Here is a 15752-nt window from a genome sequence, read left to right on the forward strand (position 1 = left end):
GTCCTCACCCGTGTCCAGGCCGCCGTCGCCGCCAAGGCGGCCGTCGAGATGGCCACCGGCATGCTCACCGAACACGGCAACCTCCCTCCGGCCCGTGCCGCCCGCGCCCTGCGCGCCTACACCGCCCGCACCGGCGGCCGCCTCACCGAGACCGCCCAGGCCCTCGTCCGCCGCGCCCTCGACCCTCGCACGGTGCTCGCCCAGCCCGAGTGAGAACCCAGCCCGAGTGAGAACCCATCCCGAGTGACGTCGCCGCCCGCGCGGCACGCCCGGCCGTCGTCGGCACCGGCACCGGCACCGGCGGCCACGCCTCATTTGCGGTAACAGCAAACAGCTTTGCCCGTGCTCTCGGGCGAGCGCACCATCCAAGCCATCGACGTCGGCATCGGCATCGACGTCGGCATCCACATCGACACCACCCGTCGGGTCACGACGGTCGGGTGTGCGCTTGGAGAGGAGAGAACGCTGTGTCCAGTGAACGCCTCGGCGACGACGGCGCGTTGAACGGGTACGACCAGTGGCGGCGGAGCCGGTGGGAGGAGATGGCGGGCCCGTACGGAAAAGCGGGCCGCATCGCGTATCGCCTGATCACGGAACCGGGTCAGGAAGTCCCCGAGGTTCCGGGGCGGTGGACGTCCACCGGGTTCTCGGGAAGCCTGACGCTGACCGCGGCCCGTGCGGAGGGCATATCCGCCGACGGCCGGGCCGTGGACGGCACGGTGGAACTGACCGAGGCCAGCCGCCTGGACTTCCCCGGCGGGCGCCGCGGCGCCGTCGAGGAACTGCGGGGAGCCCACGCCCTGACCGTATGGGACCCGGCCGCGCCCACCCTCGTCGGCCTGCGCGGGATCGAGGTGTGGCCGTGGGATGCGGCCTGGGTCGTCGAGGCGGAGTACCGTCCGGCGGATCCCGGACGCCGCCTGGAAGTGACCCGGCTGACCAGCCCGAATACGCGGGACACCCTCCCTGCCCCCGGTGACTTCGTCTTCGGTCTGCGGGGCGAGCGGCACACACTCCGGGCGTTCGGTGTGGGCAGCGGGCACCTGCTGATCACGTTCACCGACGGCACCAGCGGCACGGACACACCCGGCATGGGCCGGTGGCTGATCCTTCCCGAGCCCCAGGAAGGCGCAGGGGGAGGCGCGGGGGGAGGCGCGGGGGACGCCGCAGGCTCGGCTCGTATCGACTTCAACCAGGCCGTCGTCCCCCACCACGTGTTCTCGGCGGCCTTCCCCTGCCCCCTGCCTCCCCGGGAGAACCACCTCCCCCTACGCGTCGAAGCGGGGGAACGCGCCCCCGTCTTCGCGTCCGGGGACCAAACGGCCGCCGGTAGCGCGACCGGCACCGCGACCGCCACCGCCGTCCGACCTGGCCTCCGCCGCAACCGGCGTACTGCATAAGGAAGAGAAGAGCATGACGACCAGCCAAGACCTTCGCGCGGCAGCGGTGCACTACCTCCGGCAGTGGGAGGCGCGGGACTACGCCACGATGCGGTCCCTGTGCACCGGCACCGCCACCGTGTGGCACAACGACGGAAGCGGCGAGCAGCCGATCGACGAGAACATGGAACTGCTCAAGCGGCTCGCCGCGGACGTCAACACGCTCCGGTACGACGTCGTACGGCAGTTCCAGGACCGCGACGAGGTGTTCCAGCAGCAGGTACTCCATCTGACGGCGGCCGACGGGTCCCGCAGTGAGGTGCACGCGGCGATGTACTTCCGGTTCGACGGCGGCCTCATCGACCGCATCGAGGAGTACTTCAACGTCGTACCGATCATCGACATCGACGAATCCATGCCGCCGTCGCCGAGATCGGCCCACTGAGCGAGCGACGAGGGCGGCGCGTACGGTGCGCGCTTGAGCGCCGCCGGGCCGCTGTGCCGCCGGGCCGCTGTGCCGCGGGGCCTACGGACGTACGGACTCGGCGGGCGCGTCCCCCGCCTCCGCCGGCCCAGCCGTTGAAGCCGACGGAGCCGGCTTGCTACGGGCGATGCCGATCCCGGTGTAACCGCAGATCACCGCGAATACCGCGCCCAGGTAGCAGAGGAAGGCGTACGGCGCGTACGAGAGGGTGGCGACGCCCAGCGCGGTCGACATGTACATACCGGCCTCGCTCCAGGGGATCAGCGGCACCATCACGGTGCCGGAGTCCTCCAGGGTGCGGGAGAGGTTCTTGGGTTCGAGGCCGTGCTCGGCGTAGACCTTCTTGAACGCCTCGCCGGGGACGAGGATGGTCAGGTACGAGGTGCCGGTGGCCAGCGCCACTCCGACCGACGAGCCCACCGTGGCCAGCACGATGCCGCCGGTGCGCCGTACGCGCCGGAGCAGGCGGGTCATCAGGACGTCCATGCAGCCGGCCTCGGTGATGATGCCCGCGAAGGCGAAGCCCGCGAGACCGATCAGCACGACGTTCGTCATGGAGGCGAGGCCGCCACGGTTGAGCAGGGTCTCGGCCGCGGCCGGAACCGAGTGCGGGACCCCCGCGTGGCCGGTGAGCAGGTCGACGGTGAAGCCGCTGGACGCGGCCGTGCTCAGGTCGCTCAGGGAGAAGCCCTGCACCACGCCGCCGAGCACTGCCGCGATCAACGACGACAGGATGATGGTCGGCAGCGGCGGCTTGCGCAGCACCGCGCCGGCCAGGACCACGAGCGGCGGCAGGAGCAGCAGCGGGCTGAACGTGAACGACTTGCCCAGGAAGTCGAGGAGTTCCTGCGTCTGGTGGCCCGTGTCCTTCACCGAGCCCGTGCTCTGCGTCAGGCCGAGGAAGAAGTAGATGACCAGCGAGACGAGCGCGGCCGGGACCGTGGTGTAGAGGAGGTGGCGGATGTGCGCGAAGAGGTTGGTGCCCGCGACGACCGGCGCGAGGTTCGTGGTGTCCGACAGGGGCGACATCTTGTCGCCGAAGTACGCGCCCGCCACGATCGCGCCCGCCGTCATGGGGAGCGAGGCGCCCAGCCCGCCCGCCACGCTGATGAGGGCGACGCCGACCGTACCGACCGAACCCCACGACGTACCGGTGAGCGTGGAGACGACGGCGGTGATCAGGAATGACACCGGAATGATCCAGTGCGGGTCGATCGCCCGGAGGCCGAGGTCCACCATCATCGGGATGGTTCCGCTGATCATCCAGGTGCCGGTGAGCATCCCGATGGATATGAGGATGAGGAGCGCCGGCATCGTCGAGTCGATTTTGCGGCAGATGGCGGCCAGCATCTGCTCCCAGGTCAGGCCGAGCCGCAGGGCGAAGGCCCCGGCGAAGGTGCCGGCGACGATGAGGAGGATGACGGGGGCGATGTCCAGCCAGACCGTTCCGGTGACCAGAAGAACGATCATCACGACGACGGGGGTGAGGGCCTGGAGGAAGGTCGGCTTGCGCCGGGACGCCTCGGCCGGAGCGGTTTCTGGCATGAGTCGCTCTTTTCGGGGTGGTTGAGGGCAGGGTGCGGCCGACCGCCGGACGGTCCGGCGCGCCGAAGGCTCCTGTGGTTGGTGTTACGGAGGTGGGTCCGGCTACTGCGCGGACGTCGGATCGTGTAGGGGGTTTGGGGGTCTAGAGGTTTGGGGGTTTAGGGGGTTACGAGGCGGGCGACGCGCTCGGCGGGGAGTGCGGGGGCGTGGTGGCCCCGTACGCCGGTCACCGGGCGGGCCGCGAACAGCGAGCCGAGTACGGCCTCTTCGGTGGCTTCGGCGGCGGCCCGGAAGAACAGGTCGATCAGGGGCCCGTCCTCGGCGAGGGCCGAGGCGGCGCGTACGGGGCCCGCCGGGCGGTGCGGGACGCGGTGCGTCGTCGACCAGGCCAGGGCGTACTCGCCGCTGCCGTGCTGGACGATGCCGCCGGTACGGGCCAGGCCGACCGTCGCGCGCTTGGCGATGCGGCGCAGCTGACGGGCGTCGGCCGGGGCGTCCGTGGCGATGAGGACGACGCAGGACCCGGCGCCGCGCGCGAACTCGGCCTGCTCCCGCGCCTGTTGCGGCGTGAGCGTACGGCCCACCGGGACGCCGAGTACGGTCAGGTCGTCGGCCTGCCCGAAGTTGGCCAGGACCAGGGCGCCCACGGTGAAGCGGGCGCCGTCGCCGTCGTCGACGAGGCGGGAACTGGAACCGATGCCGGCCTTCCAGCCGAAGGCCACCATGCCGGCGCCCGCTCCCACAGCCCCTTCCGGCACCGGGCGGTCGGACGCCGCTTCCAGCGCTTCGAGTACGTGCTCGGGGCGCACATGCAGCCCCCGGATGTCGTTGAGCCAGCCGTCGTTGCACTCCAGGACCACGGGGTTGACGGTGCCTGTGGTGACGCCGATCTCGGGGTGCCCGTCCAGCGCGTGCCGGGCCAGCCCTTCGAAGGCGGCGCCGACCCCGAGCGTATTGGTGAGCGCCAACGGCGTTTCCAGTACGCCCAGTTCGGCGACCTGGCTCAGGCCCGCCGCCTTCCCGAATCCGTTGACGACCTCCAGGCCGGCGACCGGCTTGTCGCGGAAGAGCGAGCCGGGGGCGGGGACGACGACGGTGGCTCCGGTACGTACCGGAAGCTCCGCTTCGGATTGGCGCTGATCGAGGGTGACGTGGCCGACGCGCACGCCGGACACGTCGGTGAGGGAGTTCGACGGGCCGGGGGGCAGGATGCCGGGGGCGATGCCCAGGTCGCGGGGGCGTAGGTTGTCGGCGCGCGTCATGGTGCGGTACGTCCTGTGCGCCGCGTACCCCGCGCTGCCGGCCCCTGCGTCTCGCCACCCCGAACTTCGGACTGCATGGCCTGCGTGGCCTGCATGTTCTGCAAGAGCTCGGTTTCCACCAGCGCCAGATGGGCTTCCATCAGGCTGGCCGCGAGATCGGCGTCGCCGTCCGCGACCGCCTCCGCCATCGCTTCGTGATCGGCGAGCGACGTCTCCGTGTGGGAGGTCCGGGAGGTGAGGCCGCTGCGCAACACGATCACCTGCTGTTGCACGAGCCACACCTGTTCGGCGATGCGCGGGCTGTGCGCCGCATCCATCAGCGAACGGTGGAAGTCCAGATCCAGGTCGTACAGCAGCTTGCGCCCCGCCTCGCGGGCCTTGCGGGAGCGCTCGCACACCTTGCGCAGGCGGGTCACTTCCTGAGGCCGGCGGCGGTGCGCGGCCATGCGGGCCGCCGCGCATTCGAGGGCCGAACGCAGTTCGAAGAGCGCCGCCACGTCGTCGGGGCGGGCGGCGAAGACGGCGGCGCCCTTGTTGGGCACGTGGACGAGAAGTCCCTCGCTCACCAGCTGCCCGATGGCCTCCCGCAGCGGGCCGCGGCTGATGCCCAGGTCACGGGCGATCTCCACCTCGTTGAGGCGGGAGCCGGGCGGCAGCACGCCGGTGAGGATCTGCTCGCGCAGCATCTCCACGACTTGTCCCGCCAAGCCGCGGTGGACCAGTCCGGTCATGGAAATCTCCCAGGGGCGAGGGGCTGGCGTGGGTCTCGCAGACAGCGCTCGCGGGGGCACGAACTGTCGACAGTCGCCACGACAGGTGGTGACAGACGACAGTGGACAGGCGGTATGGACCCGATGTCAACGGTTCTCGGCGACCGTCTTTCATCGTGGGCGGACCGTCGACACCCGAGCGGAAAACTGATAACTGTCGACAGTTGGAAGCCCGTAACCACCCAAGCCAAGCCAAGCCAAGCCGAGCCGCACCGCACCGCGCCGCACCATCAACCGAAGGAACGAACATGCCCCCCGCAGCAGCCCCCGAGGAAGCCTCCGACGAAGCCCCCGACGCCTACTCCTACGCCGTGCTGGCGGAGGTATGGCGCGGGGACTTCCTGGAGTCCGTGCACCACGGATCGGTCGTATGCCTGGACGCCGACGGCAAGGCCGTGCTGACGGCGGGCCCCGTCGACGCCCCCATGTACCCGCGCTCTTCCAACAAGCCGCTCCAGACCGTCGGCATGCTCCGCGCGGGCCTCGATCTCGACGGCGAACTCCTCGCGCTGGCCTGCGCGAGCCACTCCGGCGAGTCCTTCCACCTGGACGGCGTACGGCGCATACTCGCGGGCGCGGGCCTGACCGAGGACGCGTTGCAGTGCACGGCCGCGCTGCCTATCGGCGCCGCGTCGCAGCCGGCTCATCTGGCGGCCGGCCTCGGGCCGACCCGCATCACCATGAACTGCTCGGGCAAGCACGCCGCGATGCTGGCCACGTGCGTGGCCGCGGGGTGGCCCGTAGAGACGTACCTCGACCCGAACCACCCCCTCCAACTCGCCCTGCGCGCGACGCTGGAGGACCTGGCCGGGGAGAAGTCGACGTCGGTCGGCGTCGACGGCTGCGGCGCGCCGCTGTTCGCCCTCACCCTCCGCGGCCTCGCCCGCGCCTTCGCCAGGATCGCGACGGCGGCCGAGGGCAGCCACGAGGAGCGCGTGGCCTCGGCGATGAACGCCCACCCCGAATACGTAGGCGGCACCGGCCGCGACGTCACCACCCTCATGCGGGCCATCCCCGGCGCCGTAGCCAAGGACGGTGCCGAAGGCGTCTACGCCCTGGCCCTCCCCGACGGCTCCGCCATCGCCCTGAAAATCGCCGACGGCAGCCAGCGCCCCCGCCCGGTCGTCATGACGGCAGCCCTACGCCACATCGGCATCGCCGTGGACACCACCCCCCAACTCGCCGCCCTGACAACGGCCCCGGTCCTGGGCCACGGCGAACCCGTCGGCGCCGTACGCCCGTCGGCGGCACTTGCCCACCCCACACCCGCCACCTGACCGACCGACGGCCGCCGGCCCATCGAGGTCACGGGCGCGGGTACGCACGGAGAAGCACGCCGTCGCTCGCGCCCGACGAGGTCCCCTCGGGACCGGGGAGCGCACCGGACGGCGAGCGGTTCAGCACTACGCCGAGGAGGTGCTGCCGAGGGAACGCTCGGCGTTGTCGACGAGTTCCTTGTATGTGAGCACCTCAACGCGATTCACATGGGTATTGAGTGTGCGCAGCGCCTCGTTGATCACCTCCTCCGGTACCGATGGTTGCACCGAGGGGTGCCCGATCAGCACCATCGCACTGGCCCGGCGCGTTTCGATGCCGAGCTCTTCGCGGAGCCGGTGACGGTTCTCATCCAAGCCGACCAAGTAATTAACCGCCTGGCCGACGGCGTTGTGCACTTCAGAGGTAGGCACCCAAGACCCGCGGTACTCCTTCACCAGATTCCCGGCCAGGCTGGCAGCGCGCTTCAGTTCGACCACGTGCAATGCTCCGTCGCCACGGATCAACGGGATGTCCACCTCATTCCCCGGCACCAACCTGCGTTGAGCTGCTTCGCCCACGAAGCGTCCGCCGAAGATCCAATGCTGCCCCTCCAAGGCGCGCTGAAGGGCGTGTTCGGAAGCCGTGGTGTCCTCCACGACCTTGCGCAAAGCCGCCAGGTCGGACGATCGCCGTTGTAGCTCCCTCGCTCTGAGAACCATCTCCCCCTCCGTGTCGTCGGCAAGGAGGGCGACAGCTTCCGCCGAGGTGGCAATCCGGCGGGCAGCCTCCGCCGGGTCCTCAATGTCGATTCGTTCCCGCAACGCGCGCTCCAGCCACACCGCAATCTCGGCCCGCCCACGGAGAACGCGATACCGGCCTGGACGGTCCTCCGGCGCGTCAAGAAACCGTGCGTCCTCGGATAGCGATCCGAAGTGAGCGATCAGATCGTCCACGTCGGCGTCGGGGTGCTCTTGCGCATACTCACGACTCGCCTCCGCGACGAACCTGAAGCTGCTCCACAGCGCATTGCCGACACCATTCCGCAAGTTCGTATTGCGTATGCCATCCTGGAACAGGCGATACCGGTCATTAAGGTCCGGCTGGAGGATGCGCCCCTCGGCGTAGTCCAAAGAGTCTTGGACCAGACGGACGACCTGCCACTCACCGGTGTCTGCCGCACTTCGGCGAACCCCTTCCAGCATCTGGATCAGGGCCTTCCCTCCCCTGCGATGGCCCCCACTACCGCTGTTCATGTGCCTCCGCGCCGACACGAGGGCTTCCCTCACGTCCGGATCGACGGCCGCATCCAATACGTGCTTGAGTTGCAAATCTAAAGAGAAGTCAGCTCTAACGGTCATACGACGAGTCTGAACGAGGGAACGGACAGGGGAGCTCTGACCCGCCTAGTATCAGCACCTCGCGCGACCGCCACACACACGACTGGGGTTCTCGGTTTCGGGTCCAGTAACACCTGGTGCCACCCTGAAGGAATGGCAGCACAGCCAGAGATCACTCAGCGCGACCTGCGCAGCCGTTCCAAAGAGATCATGGACGCAGTCCAGGGTGGGCAGTCCTTCACCGTCACTCGCGACGGGCACCGAATCGGGGAGATGACCCCGCTCCGCCGACGTCGGCGGTTCGTCCCACGCTCGGAGTTTGCCGCCATCTCCCGCACAGCGTCGGGCGTCTCCCTGGAGGCATTCCGGTCCGACCCGGACACCACCGCCAAGCAGGAAACGGACGATCCCTACGCTCACTGAATACGCGTAAGGCCTGCTCAATGCCAACATCGTCATCCTGCGCAAGTGGATCAACCCTGAGGAGCTTCCCGCCGAGGTGGCGGACAGCGCCATCACTCTGGCAGAGCTGTCCGCCGGCCCTCACGAGGTGCGCAGGAACGAGGAACAGGACGACTACGACGAGCACGCGGAGCGGGGGCGCCGTCTCGACATCCTGCAACGTACCGAGAACGAATTCGATCCCATCCCCTTCGGCATCGAGGCCGCCCGCCCCTACGGCAGAGTCTGCGCCGCCGTCGTCAGCGCTGGCCGCAAGCCCCGGCGCAGAGTGGCCGACATCATGATCGCCGCCATCGCCATCGCCGAAACCCTGCCCCCTCTTCACCACCAGCCCCGACGACTACACAGGCCTCGACGAACTCCTCACTGTCGTGCCCGTCACCCGCCCCACAGTCCTCCACGACCGCTGATACCTGCTCGCCGCCCCAACTCAGGCGGTGTTGCCCGCCCGAGAAAGGCGGACGGCGCGCGGAGCGCTCCGGCAGAGTAGGCCGTATGACGACACCTGCTGAGCTGCTGCGCGACTTCGCCCGTACGCGGGCTTCGCTCGATGGGGAGGAGGTTACGTACTGGTGGTCCGGGGACGTGTACTCGTGGGCGCCTGATGAGCCCTATCAGCGCGTATTCGGGTTCGAGGGGCTCAACGTCTCCCGGCTGGTGCGGGATGCCGAGGCCGGGCCGGATGCCTGTCAACTGCTCACGCGTGAGGCCGCTTTCTATCTGGACCCCGGCAGCCGGGAGATTCTGGAGACCTGGCACGACCTGCCGGTGGTGCATGTCTGGAACGACCCGGCGAACCAGAAGTGGCGTCCGTTCCCGATTCCGACGACGGAGCTCGGCGGGCAGGTCTGCTTCAGTCTGGAGATTCCGCTGGCCTACCCGTCGCCGCTGCCGGTGGCCGAGTACCCGGTGCATTCGGCCGGCGACACGTACAAGGCGCTGGAGCTCTTCCAGTTCTTCGCCGACCGCGCCGACCTGGCCGGGACCGCGCCGAGCGTCCCGGCCACCATGTCGTGGTCCCGGATGTCCCCGTGGCTCCCGTGGATGGCCCGCGGCCAGGCGCCCGGCGGGCTCACCTTCCACTGCCGCGGCCGCAAGCTCGGTTCGTACGCCGAGGTCCCCGAGCGCACCCGCGCCTACATCGCCGACCACCACCCGGAGTTCGCCCACGCCCCTGAGCAGTGGAGCGAGCCGAACGAGACCAGCTGGACGTACTTCCGCAAGCTCCACCCGCCGAAGTAGCGGCCGGGCTTCCCCCGTCGCCGGCCGCCGCCTCGGGCCCCAGGTCACGGCCCGAGGCTCTTCCTTTGGCGGGTTCCCCACCGGATTCGGGGTCTGCGGATCGAGGAGCCCAACGCCGGTTCTTCCTGGATAATCGGCGTATGGCAGCACAGCCCGGTCTTTCCGATCTTCGTCGCGCCAAGTTCGCGCGACGCCTGCCCGCAGCGCTTTCCGAGCTGAGCGGCCCCGAGCACGGCACGGTGAGGTTGCCGATCCACCTGGCCTGGTCGGGGCTGACCGCCTACGACCTCGATCAGCCCCGGCTGCGGATGAGCTACTACCGCATAGTCCTGGCCGAGGGCCAGCACGCCGACCTGGTCCAGTACCTCAACCACGACCTTCTTGTCAGCCTGTGGCCCACCCTCCGCACACTGGTCAGCCGCGATGTCCGTACCGTCTGGGAGAGCTCCTTCGCCGAGCTGGCTCAGACCGCGCAGGCCGCTGCGTGAACCTCACCGACCTGCACCGACGCTTGCTCACGGACGTACTCGCCGTGGGCGGTACCTACCCGCCGGGCTGCTTTTCCGGGGCCGGGTCCGGGTCCGGAGACGGGGATGGAGACGGAACCGGGTCCGGAGACGAAGTCGAGGCCGGTTCCTCGGGGAGTAGGCCCTGTTCCCTCGCCATTTCCTTTGCCACGCGCGGGGCCGTCCACAAGGTCGGGAGCATGATGAAGCCGACGGGGACGGCGGTGACGACGATGAAGGATTGGAGGGCGGTGATGCCGCCGTCGCCTACGAGGATGAGGACGGCGGCGGCCGCGCCCATGAGGAGGGCCCAGAAGGCTCGTACGGCTCGGGTGGGTTCGCCGGACTTCGTGCCGGCGGCGGAGATGCTGTAGGACATCGAGTCCGTCGTCGTGACCACGAACGTGATGGTCAGGATGAGCAGGGCCACCGCCACGACCGCGCCCATCGGCAGCCGTTCCGCCATGGAGATCACCGCGGCGTCCATGCCCACGGACTTGAGCGGGCCCGAGATCGTGCCGGGGTGCCGCTGTTCCAGGAAGATGCCGGTGCCGCCGAAGACCGTGAACCAGAACATGGTGGCCAGCGGCGGGATGATCGCGGTGGAGACGACGAGGTCGCGCACCGTGCGGCCCTTGGAGATGCGGGCCACGAAGATCGACATCAGAGGGCCGTAGCCGAGGAACCAGCCGAAGAAGAAGACGGTCCAGGAGCCCAGCCACTGGTGGTCGCCCCGGTTGAGGGCGAGCGGCACGAAGTCGCTCACGTACTGGCCCAGCCCGCCCAGGAACGAGTCGAGTACGAAGCCGACCGAGCCGAGTACGAGGAAGACCGCCATCAGGATGACGGCGAACCAGACGTTGGCCCGGCTGAAGAACTGGATGCCCTTGTCGATGCCGCTCGCCACCGACGCGACCGCCACCACCGTCAGCAGCACGATCACGCCGAGCTGCACCGGGTACCCGCCCGAGATGCCGAACACCTTCGACAGGCCGTACGAGACCTGGAGGCCGAGGAAGCCGATCGGGCCGACCGTACCGGCCACCACCGCGATCACGCAGACGATGTCGACGGCCGCGCCCAGCCGCGAGTGCCGGACGCGTTCGCCGAGGAGCGGGTACAGCAGCGTCCGCGGGCGCAGCGGCATGCCGCGCTCCTGGCCCCGGATCATCACGATCGACGCGAGCGTCCCGAGCACGGCCCACGCCAGGAAGCCCCAGTGCGCGAAGCTCTGGGAGAGCGCCGCGTTCGCCGCCTGCTGCGTGCCGCTCTTGACGCCCTCGTAGAACGGCGGCGTCTGGACGTAATGCTGTACGGGCTCACCCGCCGCGAAGAACACGCCGCCGCCCGCCAGTAGCGTCGACATGATCATCGCGACCCACTGGAACCTGCCGTACTCCGGCCGCGCCCCCGCCCCGCCCAGGCGCACCTTCCCGTACCGGGAGAAGCCCAGCCACAGCGCCACGCCGAACGTCGCCAGCAGCAGCACCTGCCACAGCGGGCCGAACCAGCGCGCCACGAAGGTGAACACCGAGTTCACCACATCCCCCGTCGCCGTCGGCGCGATCAGCGCCGCCAGGACGAATGCCAGCAGCAGGCCGCCGCTGATCGCCAGTACGGGGATGTCCGTGGTTCGGGTGCGGTCGCGGTTCGACGGACGCGGGGCGGGTTTTTCTTCGTCCGGTGCTGCCTGCTGCTCTTCCTCCGGGGTATCCGCGCAGGCAGCAGTACGGGCATGGGGACTCGGCATGGGATTCCTTGCTGAAGGGGTCATTCCGCGCACGGGGGGCATGACGCACCACAAGGACTCACGCGCTCACAAGACGCAGACGCAGGACCGCTCGGTGCGCGGGTCAGCCTGAAAGACTCCTATCCATGGACCTATGGGTCAAATCCGGGCCCTTCGACCTCTCTCTTAGCGCGGCGCCGCCTCCGCCGCCGTCGCCTTCTCCTGCCAGTCGATCCGGTAGAAGTGCAGCGGGCGGAACATCTCCTCCGGCGCCGGGAAAACCGGCGCCGCCTTCTTGCCCGACTTCACCTCGTTGATCGCCGCGGCATTGCCGCCGATCAGCTCCACACGCGGACGGCGCAGCGACTCGTATGTGGCGAACGCCTCTCCGTAGGCCGGCACGTCGCGCAGGCAGCGGGCCAGTTCGACGGCGCTCTCCAGGGCCAGCGACGCGCCCTGCCCGGAGCTGGAGGACGGGGCGTGCACCGAGTCGCCGACCAGGACCATCCGGCCGCGGTGCCAGTGCGGTACGGACGGCATGCGCTCCATCGGGCCGACCGCCATCAGGTCGGCGGGGTCGGCGTGGCGCAGCATCCGCTCGCCCGGTACGTGGCCGGTGTAGACCTCGCGCAGCCGGTCCAGCCACTCGGCGGCGGGGGTGCGCGCCACCTCCGCCTGCGTCAGCGGGGTGTCCGTCGGCAGCCCGGCGAACCAGATCAGCCGGCCGTCCGCGGCCCGCCAGTGGCCCATGAACGTACGGCCGAACGCGAAGTGCATCATCCCCGGCTCCGGCTCGGGCTCGACGCCGCAGTCCGCCGGCGCGTAGCCGCCGAAGCTCAGGACGCCGCCGTACTCGGGGGCCGGGGCGAGCGGGTCGATCAGCGTACGGACGGTGGAGCGGATGCCGTCGGCGCCGATGAGGATGTCGGCGGTCGCGGACGTACCGTCGGCGAAGCGGGCGGCCACGCCGCCCGGCGTCTCCTCGGCGGCGACCAGGCGCTTGCCGAACTCGTAGCCGATGCCCTCCGACACCGCGTGGTCGGTCAGCGCCCGGAACAGCCTCTCGCGCGGCAGGGTCAGCGTGGGCGGCAGGTCGGGGAAGCCGCCGAAGCCGGTGAGGCGGTTGCCCGCGCCGTCGGACATCACGACGCCGGGCACCGGGTGCCCGACCGCCCGTACGGCCGCGTCGGCGCCGACCGTCTCCAGCACGGCCAGGCCGTTCGGCGCCAGGCCCAGCCAGGCCCCCACCCCGTCCGCCGCCGTGGGGTACGCCTCGTACACCGTCGCCTCGATGCCCGCCTTGCGCAGCGCCAGCGCCGCCACCGGGCCCGCTACCCCGCCGCCTATGACCAGTGCCGTACGGACGCGGTCCGGGGTGTGGTCTGTGCTGTGGGCTGCGCTGTGGTTTCCGTTGGTGCTCATGACCCCTCCTATGGGTTGCGTGAAGCACTCGATGCGGCGCTTGAAGGCCGACGCCACCGCGTCATAGTTACAGAGTTACTAGTTTCATTGCAACTAGTTCATCGCTCACTACGATGGTCCGATGACGAACGCCCCCGTGAAGAGCTCCCCCCTCGGCCTGACCGTGCTCGCCCTGCTGCACTACCGGCCGCTGCACCCCTACGGCATCCAGCAGCTGCTCAAGCAGTGGGGCAAGGAACAGGTCGTCAACGTGGGCCAGCGCGCCGGGCTGTACCGCACCATCGAGCGCTTGCAGGCGGGCGGGCTGATCGCCGTCCGGCAGACCGAGCGCGATCAGCAGTACCCCGAGCGGACCGTCTACGAGGTCACCGACGAGGGGCGGGCCGTCACCCGCGCATGGCTGGAGCAGATGCTCGCCGTGCCCAAGGCGGAGTTCCCCGTCTTTCCGGCGGCCCTGTCGAACATGCTCATGCTCGACCCCGACGAAGTGGCCCCGATCCTGGAACGCCGCGCCGCCTGCCTCGCCCAGCAGCGCGCCGGTCTCGAACACGCCCTCGCCGAGACCGCGCCCGGCCTGCCGCGCATCACGATGATCGAGACCGAGTACCTGCTCACCGTCGTCGGCGCCGAAGAGCGCTGGCTGCACGGGGTACTCGACGATCTGCGCGAAGGCCGCCTGACCTGGTCGCGGGAGATGCTCAACGCGTTCGGGGAGGCGGATTCCGGCGGGGTGGAGTGAGGGAAGGCGGATGACTCCGCTCAGCTCAGGAGCAGCGCCGCGTCCCAGCCGCTCGCCGGCCCGCTGCCCGTCGCGTAAGCGTGCAGAGCCAGCGCGACGCCGGCCGCCCCCGTCAGCAGTCCGACCCTGTTCTCGTTGCTCCCGTTGCTCCCGTCGTTCCCGTCGTTCCCGTCGTTCCCGCCGCTCCCGCCGCTCCCGTCACCGCTCTCAAAGCGATAGCCGTACGGGCACTGGGCGTCGTACCCCGCGATGAGCCGTGCCGCCAGCGCATCGCCCCGCGCCGCCAAGCGGGCGCTGCCGCTTTCGGCGGCCATGACGCGGCAGATGTGCAGCAGGCCCGCCCAGCCGTGGCAGAGGGCCTCGTCCGTCACCCGGCGGGGGCGGTCCAGGTCGGCCGCGAGCGCGTCGACGGCCGTACGGCACAGGTCGGCGCGGTCCAGGGCCTGGCCCGCGCGGAAGAGCGCGTACGCCGTGCCGGGCGTGCCGTAGCACCAGGCGGTACGGGCGGGTGGCGGCGGCTCCGTGCCGTACCGCTCCAGGGGGATCAACGCGGGCCAGCCGCCCTCCGCCGTACGGTGCGCCAGCAATTCCTCGGCCAGGGCGGACACCGCGCTACGGGCTCCGGGGACGTCGACGCCCGACCGCAGCGCCGTGGCCAGGAGCGCCAGCGGGCCGCTGATCCCGTGCGCCAGGCCGAAGTTGACGTGGCCCCGGGGGTAGTCCGGGTCCGGGTCCGGGTCGCCGGACGGGCCCGCCGGGGACCACCAACCGGGCACGGATGCGCCGCGCAGCAGGAGCGGGCGGCTCAGGCGGATCAGGTAGGACAGCCCTTCAGCCAACGCCTCTCCGTGCATCGACCGCCTGGCCAGCAGCAGCCTGGTCAGGCCGGTGACCCCGTGGACCAGGTCGTACCGGGAGCATTCCACCCCGGCCCGGCCCGCATCCAAGCGGGCGTGTTCGCCCTTCAGTACGCGCTGGAGCGCGCGGTCCAGCGCGGGGTCGAGCCGCTCGAACAGGCCCGCGTAGTCCTGCGGAGTCCGCCGGGCGGCGTGCGCGGCGAAGGCCAGCGCCGGGAGGCCGCCGCGGAAGAGGGAGGAGTTGGAGGAGCCGGGCGGCGGATGGGACGCCGCGGCGGCCAAGTACGCGTGGGCTGTCGCTCGTAACGCCGGGTCGTGGTGGGCGAGTTCGGCGAACAGCAGGGCCACGCCGGGGTGACCGGCGTCCAGGCTGAGCGGCGACCAGCCCGAGGCGGCGGACGCTGTGCGCTCGGGGTCCGCCAGGCGGCCCGCCAACTCGGCCGCCACCTCCGCGGCCCGTGCGCGCAACTCACCTCTCCATGGCGGGTCCGCTGTGGTCATCGGTCGGCTTGCCTCGCACGGTCGGCGTGCCTAGAGCGATCGGCGTGCCTCGCGCGGTCGGTGTGGGCCTGCGCCGCGCCGCGCGCCACGGCGTGCGCGAGGCGTTCGGCCTCCCGGTCCGCGCCCACCAGCCGGTTGTGGTGCATGTGCAGCAGGGAGCTCAGCACGTGGTCCGGCTCGGACCAGCAGTCGTCCCCCAGCTTCCGCAGGAGCTGCCCGTAACGAGCCGTCTCCTCGGCCCGCCGTTCCCACAGCGCGCG

General features: G+C 70.4%; 17 protein-coding genes and 1 pseudogene. 10 read left to right on the plus strand and 8 right to left on the minus strand.

Features of this window, described 5'->3' with window-relative positions; all coding sequences use genetic code 11:
* The 4 genes from ACFU99_RS10905 to ACFU99_RS10920 form a co-directional block, all read left to right on the plus strand.
* Nucleotides 1–213: ANTAR domain-containing protein (locus ACFU99_RS10905; protein WP_384388958.1), on the plus strand; the 213-nt coding region annotated here is incomplete at its 5' end.
* Between the two features lie 129 nt (nt 214–342).
* Nucleotides 343–504 carry a hypothetical protein gene (locus ACFU99_RS10910; protein WP_384388960.1) on the plus strand — a complete coding sequence of 54 codons (162 nt, stop codon included), beginning with the start codon at nt 343–345 and terminating at the stop codon, nt 502–504.
* Complete coding sequence (locus tag ACFU99_RS10915; protein WP_384388963.1) at nt 468–1400, plus strand: DUF1684 domain-containing protein; 933 nt, start codon at nt 468–470, stop codon at nt 1398–1400. Before ACFU99_RS10910 ends, ACFU99_RS10915 begins: the two co-directional genes overlap by 37 nt.
* A 13-nt stretch (nt 1401–1413) precedes the next feature.
* Nucleotides 1414–1824: a nuclear transport factor 2 family protein gene (locus ACFU99_RS10920; RefSeq protein ID WP_384388966.1), complete on the plus strand. Its 411-nt coding sequence runs from the start codon at nt 1414–1416 to the stop codon at nt 1822–1824.
* A gap of 81 nt (nt 1825–1905) precedes the next feature.
* Here ACFU99_RS10920 and nhaC read toward each other — a convergent pair whose 3' ends face one another.
* From nhaC to ACFU99_RS10935, 3 genes are all read right to left on the minus strand, one after another.
* Complete coding sequence (nhaC, locus tag ACFU99_RS10925) at nt 1906–3408, minus strand: Na+/H+ antiporter NhaC (protein ID WP_384388969.1); 1503 nt, start codon at nt 3406–3408, stop codon at nt 1906–1908.
* Nucleotides 3409–3566: 158 nt separating this feature from the next.
* Entirely contained in the window at nt 3567–4670 is a 1104-nt protein-coding gene (locus ACFU99_RS10930; RefSeq protein WP_384388971.1) for a P1 family peptidase, read from the minus strand.
* Complete coding sequence (locus ACFU99_RS10935; protein WP_384388974.1) at nt 4667–5401, minus strand: GntR family transcriptional regulator; 735 nt, start codon at nt 5399–5401, stop codon at nt 4667–4669. Before ACFU99_RS10935 ends, ACFU99_RS10930 begins: the two co-directional genes overlap by 4 nt.
* Before the next feature lie 287 nt (nt 5402–5688).
* Here ACFU99_RS10935 and ACFU99_RS10940 point away from each other — a divergent pair, with 287 nt between their 5' ends.
* Complete coding sequence (locus ACFU99_RS10940) at nt 5689–6717, plus strand: asparaginase (RefSeq protein WP_384388976.1); 1029 nt, start codon at nt 5689–5691, stop codon at nt 6715–6717.
* A 126-nt stretch (nt 6718–6843) separates the two neighbouring features.
* Here the strand turns inward: ACFU99_RS10940 and ACFU99_RS10945 are convergent, their stop codons facing one another.
* Nucleotides 6844–8055, minus strand: a complete 1212-nt coding sequence (locus ACFU99_RS10945) for a Shedu anti-phage system protein SduA domain-containing protein (protein ID WP_384388978.1) — start codon at nt 8053–8055, stop codon at nt 6844–6846.
* A 132-nt stretch (nt 8056–8187) separates the two neighbouring features.
* Between ACFU99_RS10945 and ACFU99_RS10950 the strand changes: the two genes are divergently transcribed.
* The 4 genes and pseudogenes from ACFU99_RS10950 (at nt 8188) to ACFU99_RS10965 (ending at nt 10226) form a co-directional block, all read left to right on the plus strand.
* Nucleotides 8188–8457 carry a prevent-host-death protein gene (locus tag ACFU99_RS10950; RefSeq protein WP_384388980.1) on the plus strand — a complete coding sequence of 90 codons (270 nt, stop codon included), beginning with the start codon at nt 8188–8190 and terminating at the stop codon, nt 8455–8457.
* 13 nt (nt 8458–8470) lie between these two features.
* Nucleotides 8471–8906 (plus strand): annotated as a pseudogene (locus ACFU99_RS10955) (PIN domain-containing protein).
* 85 nt (nt 8907–8991) lie between these two features.
* Nucleotides 8992–9738, plus strand: a complete 747-nt coding sequence (locus ACFU99_RS10960; protein WP_384388983.1) for a DUF1838 family protein — start codon at nt 8992–8994, stop codon at nt 9736–9738.
* A gap of 140 nt (nt 9739–9878) precedes the next feature.
* Complete coding sequence (locus ACFU99_RS10965) at nt 9879–10226, plus strand: transcriptional regulator (RefSeq protein WP_384388986.1); 348 nt, start codon at nt 9879–9881, stop codon at nt 10224–10226.
* A 55-nt stretch (nt 10227–10281) separates the two neighbouring features.
* Here the strand turns inward: ACFU99_RS10965 and ACFU99_RS10970 are convergent, their stop codons facing one another.
* Both ACFU99_RS10970 and ACFU99_RS10975 read right to left on the minus strand, forming a co-directional pair.
* Nucleotides 10282–11994 carry a BCCT family transporter gene (locus ACFU99_RS10970; protein ID WP_384388989.1) on the minus strand — a complete coding sequence of 571 codons (1713 nt, stop codon included), beginning with the start codon at nt 11992–11994 and terminating at the stop codon, nt 10282–10284.
* Nucleotides 11995–12159: 165 nt separating this feature from the next.
* A complete protein-coding gene (locus ACFU99_RS10975) occupies nt 12160–13395 on the minus strand; it encodes an FAD-dependent monooxygenase (RefSeq protein ID WP_384388992.1) in 1236 nt (411 codons plus the stop codon).
* A 121-nt stretch (nt 13396–13516) separates the two neighbouring features.
* On the opposite strand from ACFU99_RS10975, the gene ACFU99_RS10980 reads away from it, so the two are divergent.
* A complete protein-coding gene (locus tag ACFU99_RS10980) occupies nt 13517–14134 on the plus strand; it encodes a PadR family transcriptional regulator (protein ID WP_384388995.1) in 618 nt (205 codons plus the stop codon).
* Nucleotides 14135–14154: 20 nt separating this feature from the next.
* Here ACFU99_RS10980 and ACFU99_RS10985 read toward each other — a convergent pair whose 3' ends face one another.
* Together ACFU99_RS10985 and ACFU99_RS10990 are read right to left on the minus strand one after the other, a co-directional pair.
* Nucleotides 14155–15459: a lanthionine synthetase C family protein gene (locus tag ACFU99_RS10985; protein WP_384388998.1), complete on the minus strand. Its 1305-nt coding sequence runs from the start codon at nt 15457–15459 to the stop codon at nt 14155–14157.
* A gap of 29 nt (nt 15460–15488) precedes the next feature.
* Nucleotides 15489–15752 (minus strand): lantibiotic dehydratase C-terminal domain-containing protein (locus ACFU99_RS10990; RefSeq protein WP_384389000.1); only part of this gene is annotated, 264 nt, incomplete at its 5' end.

It is taken from the genome of Streptomyces sp. NPDC057654, assembly GCF_042800135.1.
Classification (GTDB): Bacteria; Actinomycetota; Actinomycetes; order Streptomycetales; family Streptomycetaceae; genus Streptomyces.

Excerpts from the sequence above, each read along its gene's own strand:
- ACFU99_RS10920 (WP_384388966.1), top strand. The coding sequence starts at position 1,414 with ATGACGACCAGCCAAGACCTTCGCGCGGCAGCGGTGCACTACCTCCGG.
- nhaC (WP_384388969.1), bottom strand. The coding sequence starts at position 3,408 with ATGCCAGAAACCGCTCCGGCCGAGGCGTCCCGGCGCAAGCCGACCTTC.
- ACFU99_RS10930 (WP_384388971.1), bottom strand. The coding sequence starts at position 4,670 with ATGACGCGCGCCGACAACCTACGCCCCCGCGACCTGGGCATCGCCCCC.
- ACFU99_RS10935 (WP_384388974.1), bottom strand. The coding sequence starts at position 5,401 with ATGACCGGACTGGTCCACCGCGGCTTGGCGGGACAAGTCGTGGAGATG.
- ACFU99_RS10940 (WP_384388976.1), top strand. The coding sequence starts at position 5,689 with ATGCCCCCCGCAGCAGCCCCCGAGGAAGCCTCCGACGAAGCCCCCGAC.
- ACFU99_RS10945 (WP_384388978.1), bottom strand. The coding sequence starts at position 8,055 with ATGACCGTTAGAGCTGACTTCTCTTTAGATTTGCAACTCAAGCACGTA.
- ACFU99_RS10950 (WP_384388980.1), top strand. The coding sequence starts at position 8,188 with ATGGCAGCACAGCCAGAGATCACTCAGCGCGACCTGCGCAGCCGTTCC.
- ACFU99_RS10960 (WP_384388983.1), top strand. The coding sequence starts at position 8,992 with ATGACGACACCTGCTGAGCTGCTGCGCGACTTCGCCCGTACGCGGGCT.
- ACFU99_RS10965 (WP_384388986.1), top strand. The coding sequence starts at position 9,879 with ATGGCAGCACAGCCCGGTCTTTCCGATCTTCGTCGCGCCAAGTTCGCG.
- ACFU99_RS10970 (WP_384388989.1), bottom strand. The coding sequence starts at position 11,994 with ATGCCGAGTCCCCATGCCCGTACTGCTGCCTGCGCGGATACCCCGGAG.
- ACFU99_RS10975 (WP_384388992.1), bottom strand. The coding sequence starts at position 13,395 with ATGAGCACCAACGGAAACCACAGCGCAGCCCACAGCACAGACCACACC.
- ACFU99_RS10980 (WP_384388995.1), top strand. The coding sequence starts at position 13,517 with ATGACGAACGCCCCCGTGAAGAGCTCCCCCCTCGGCCTGACCGTGCTC.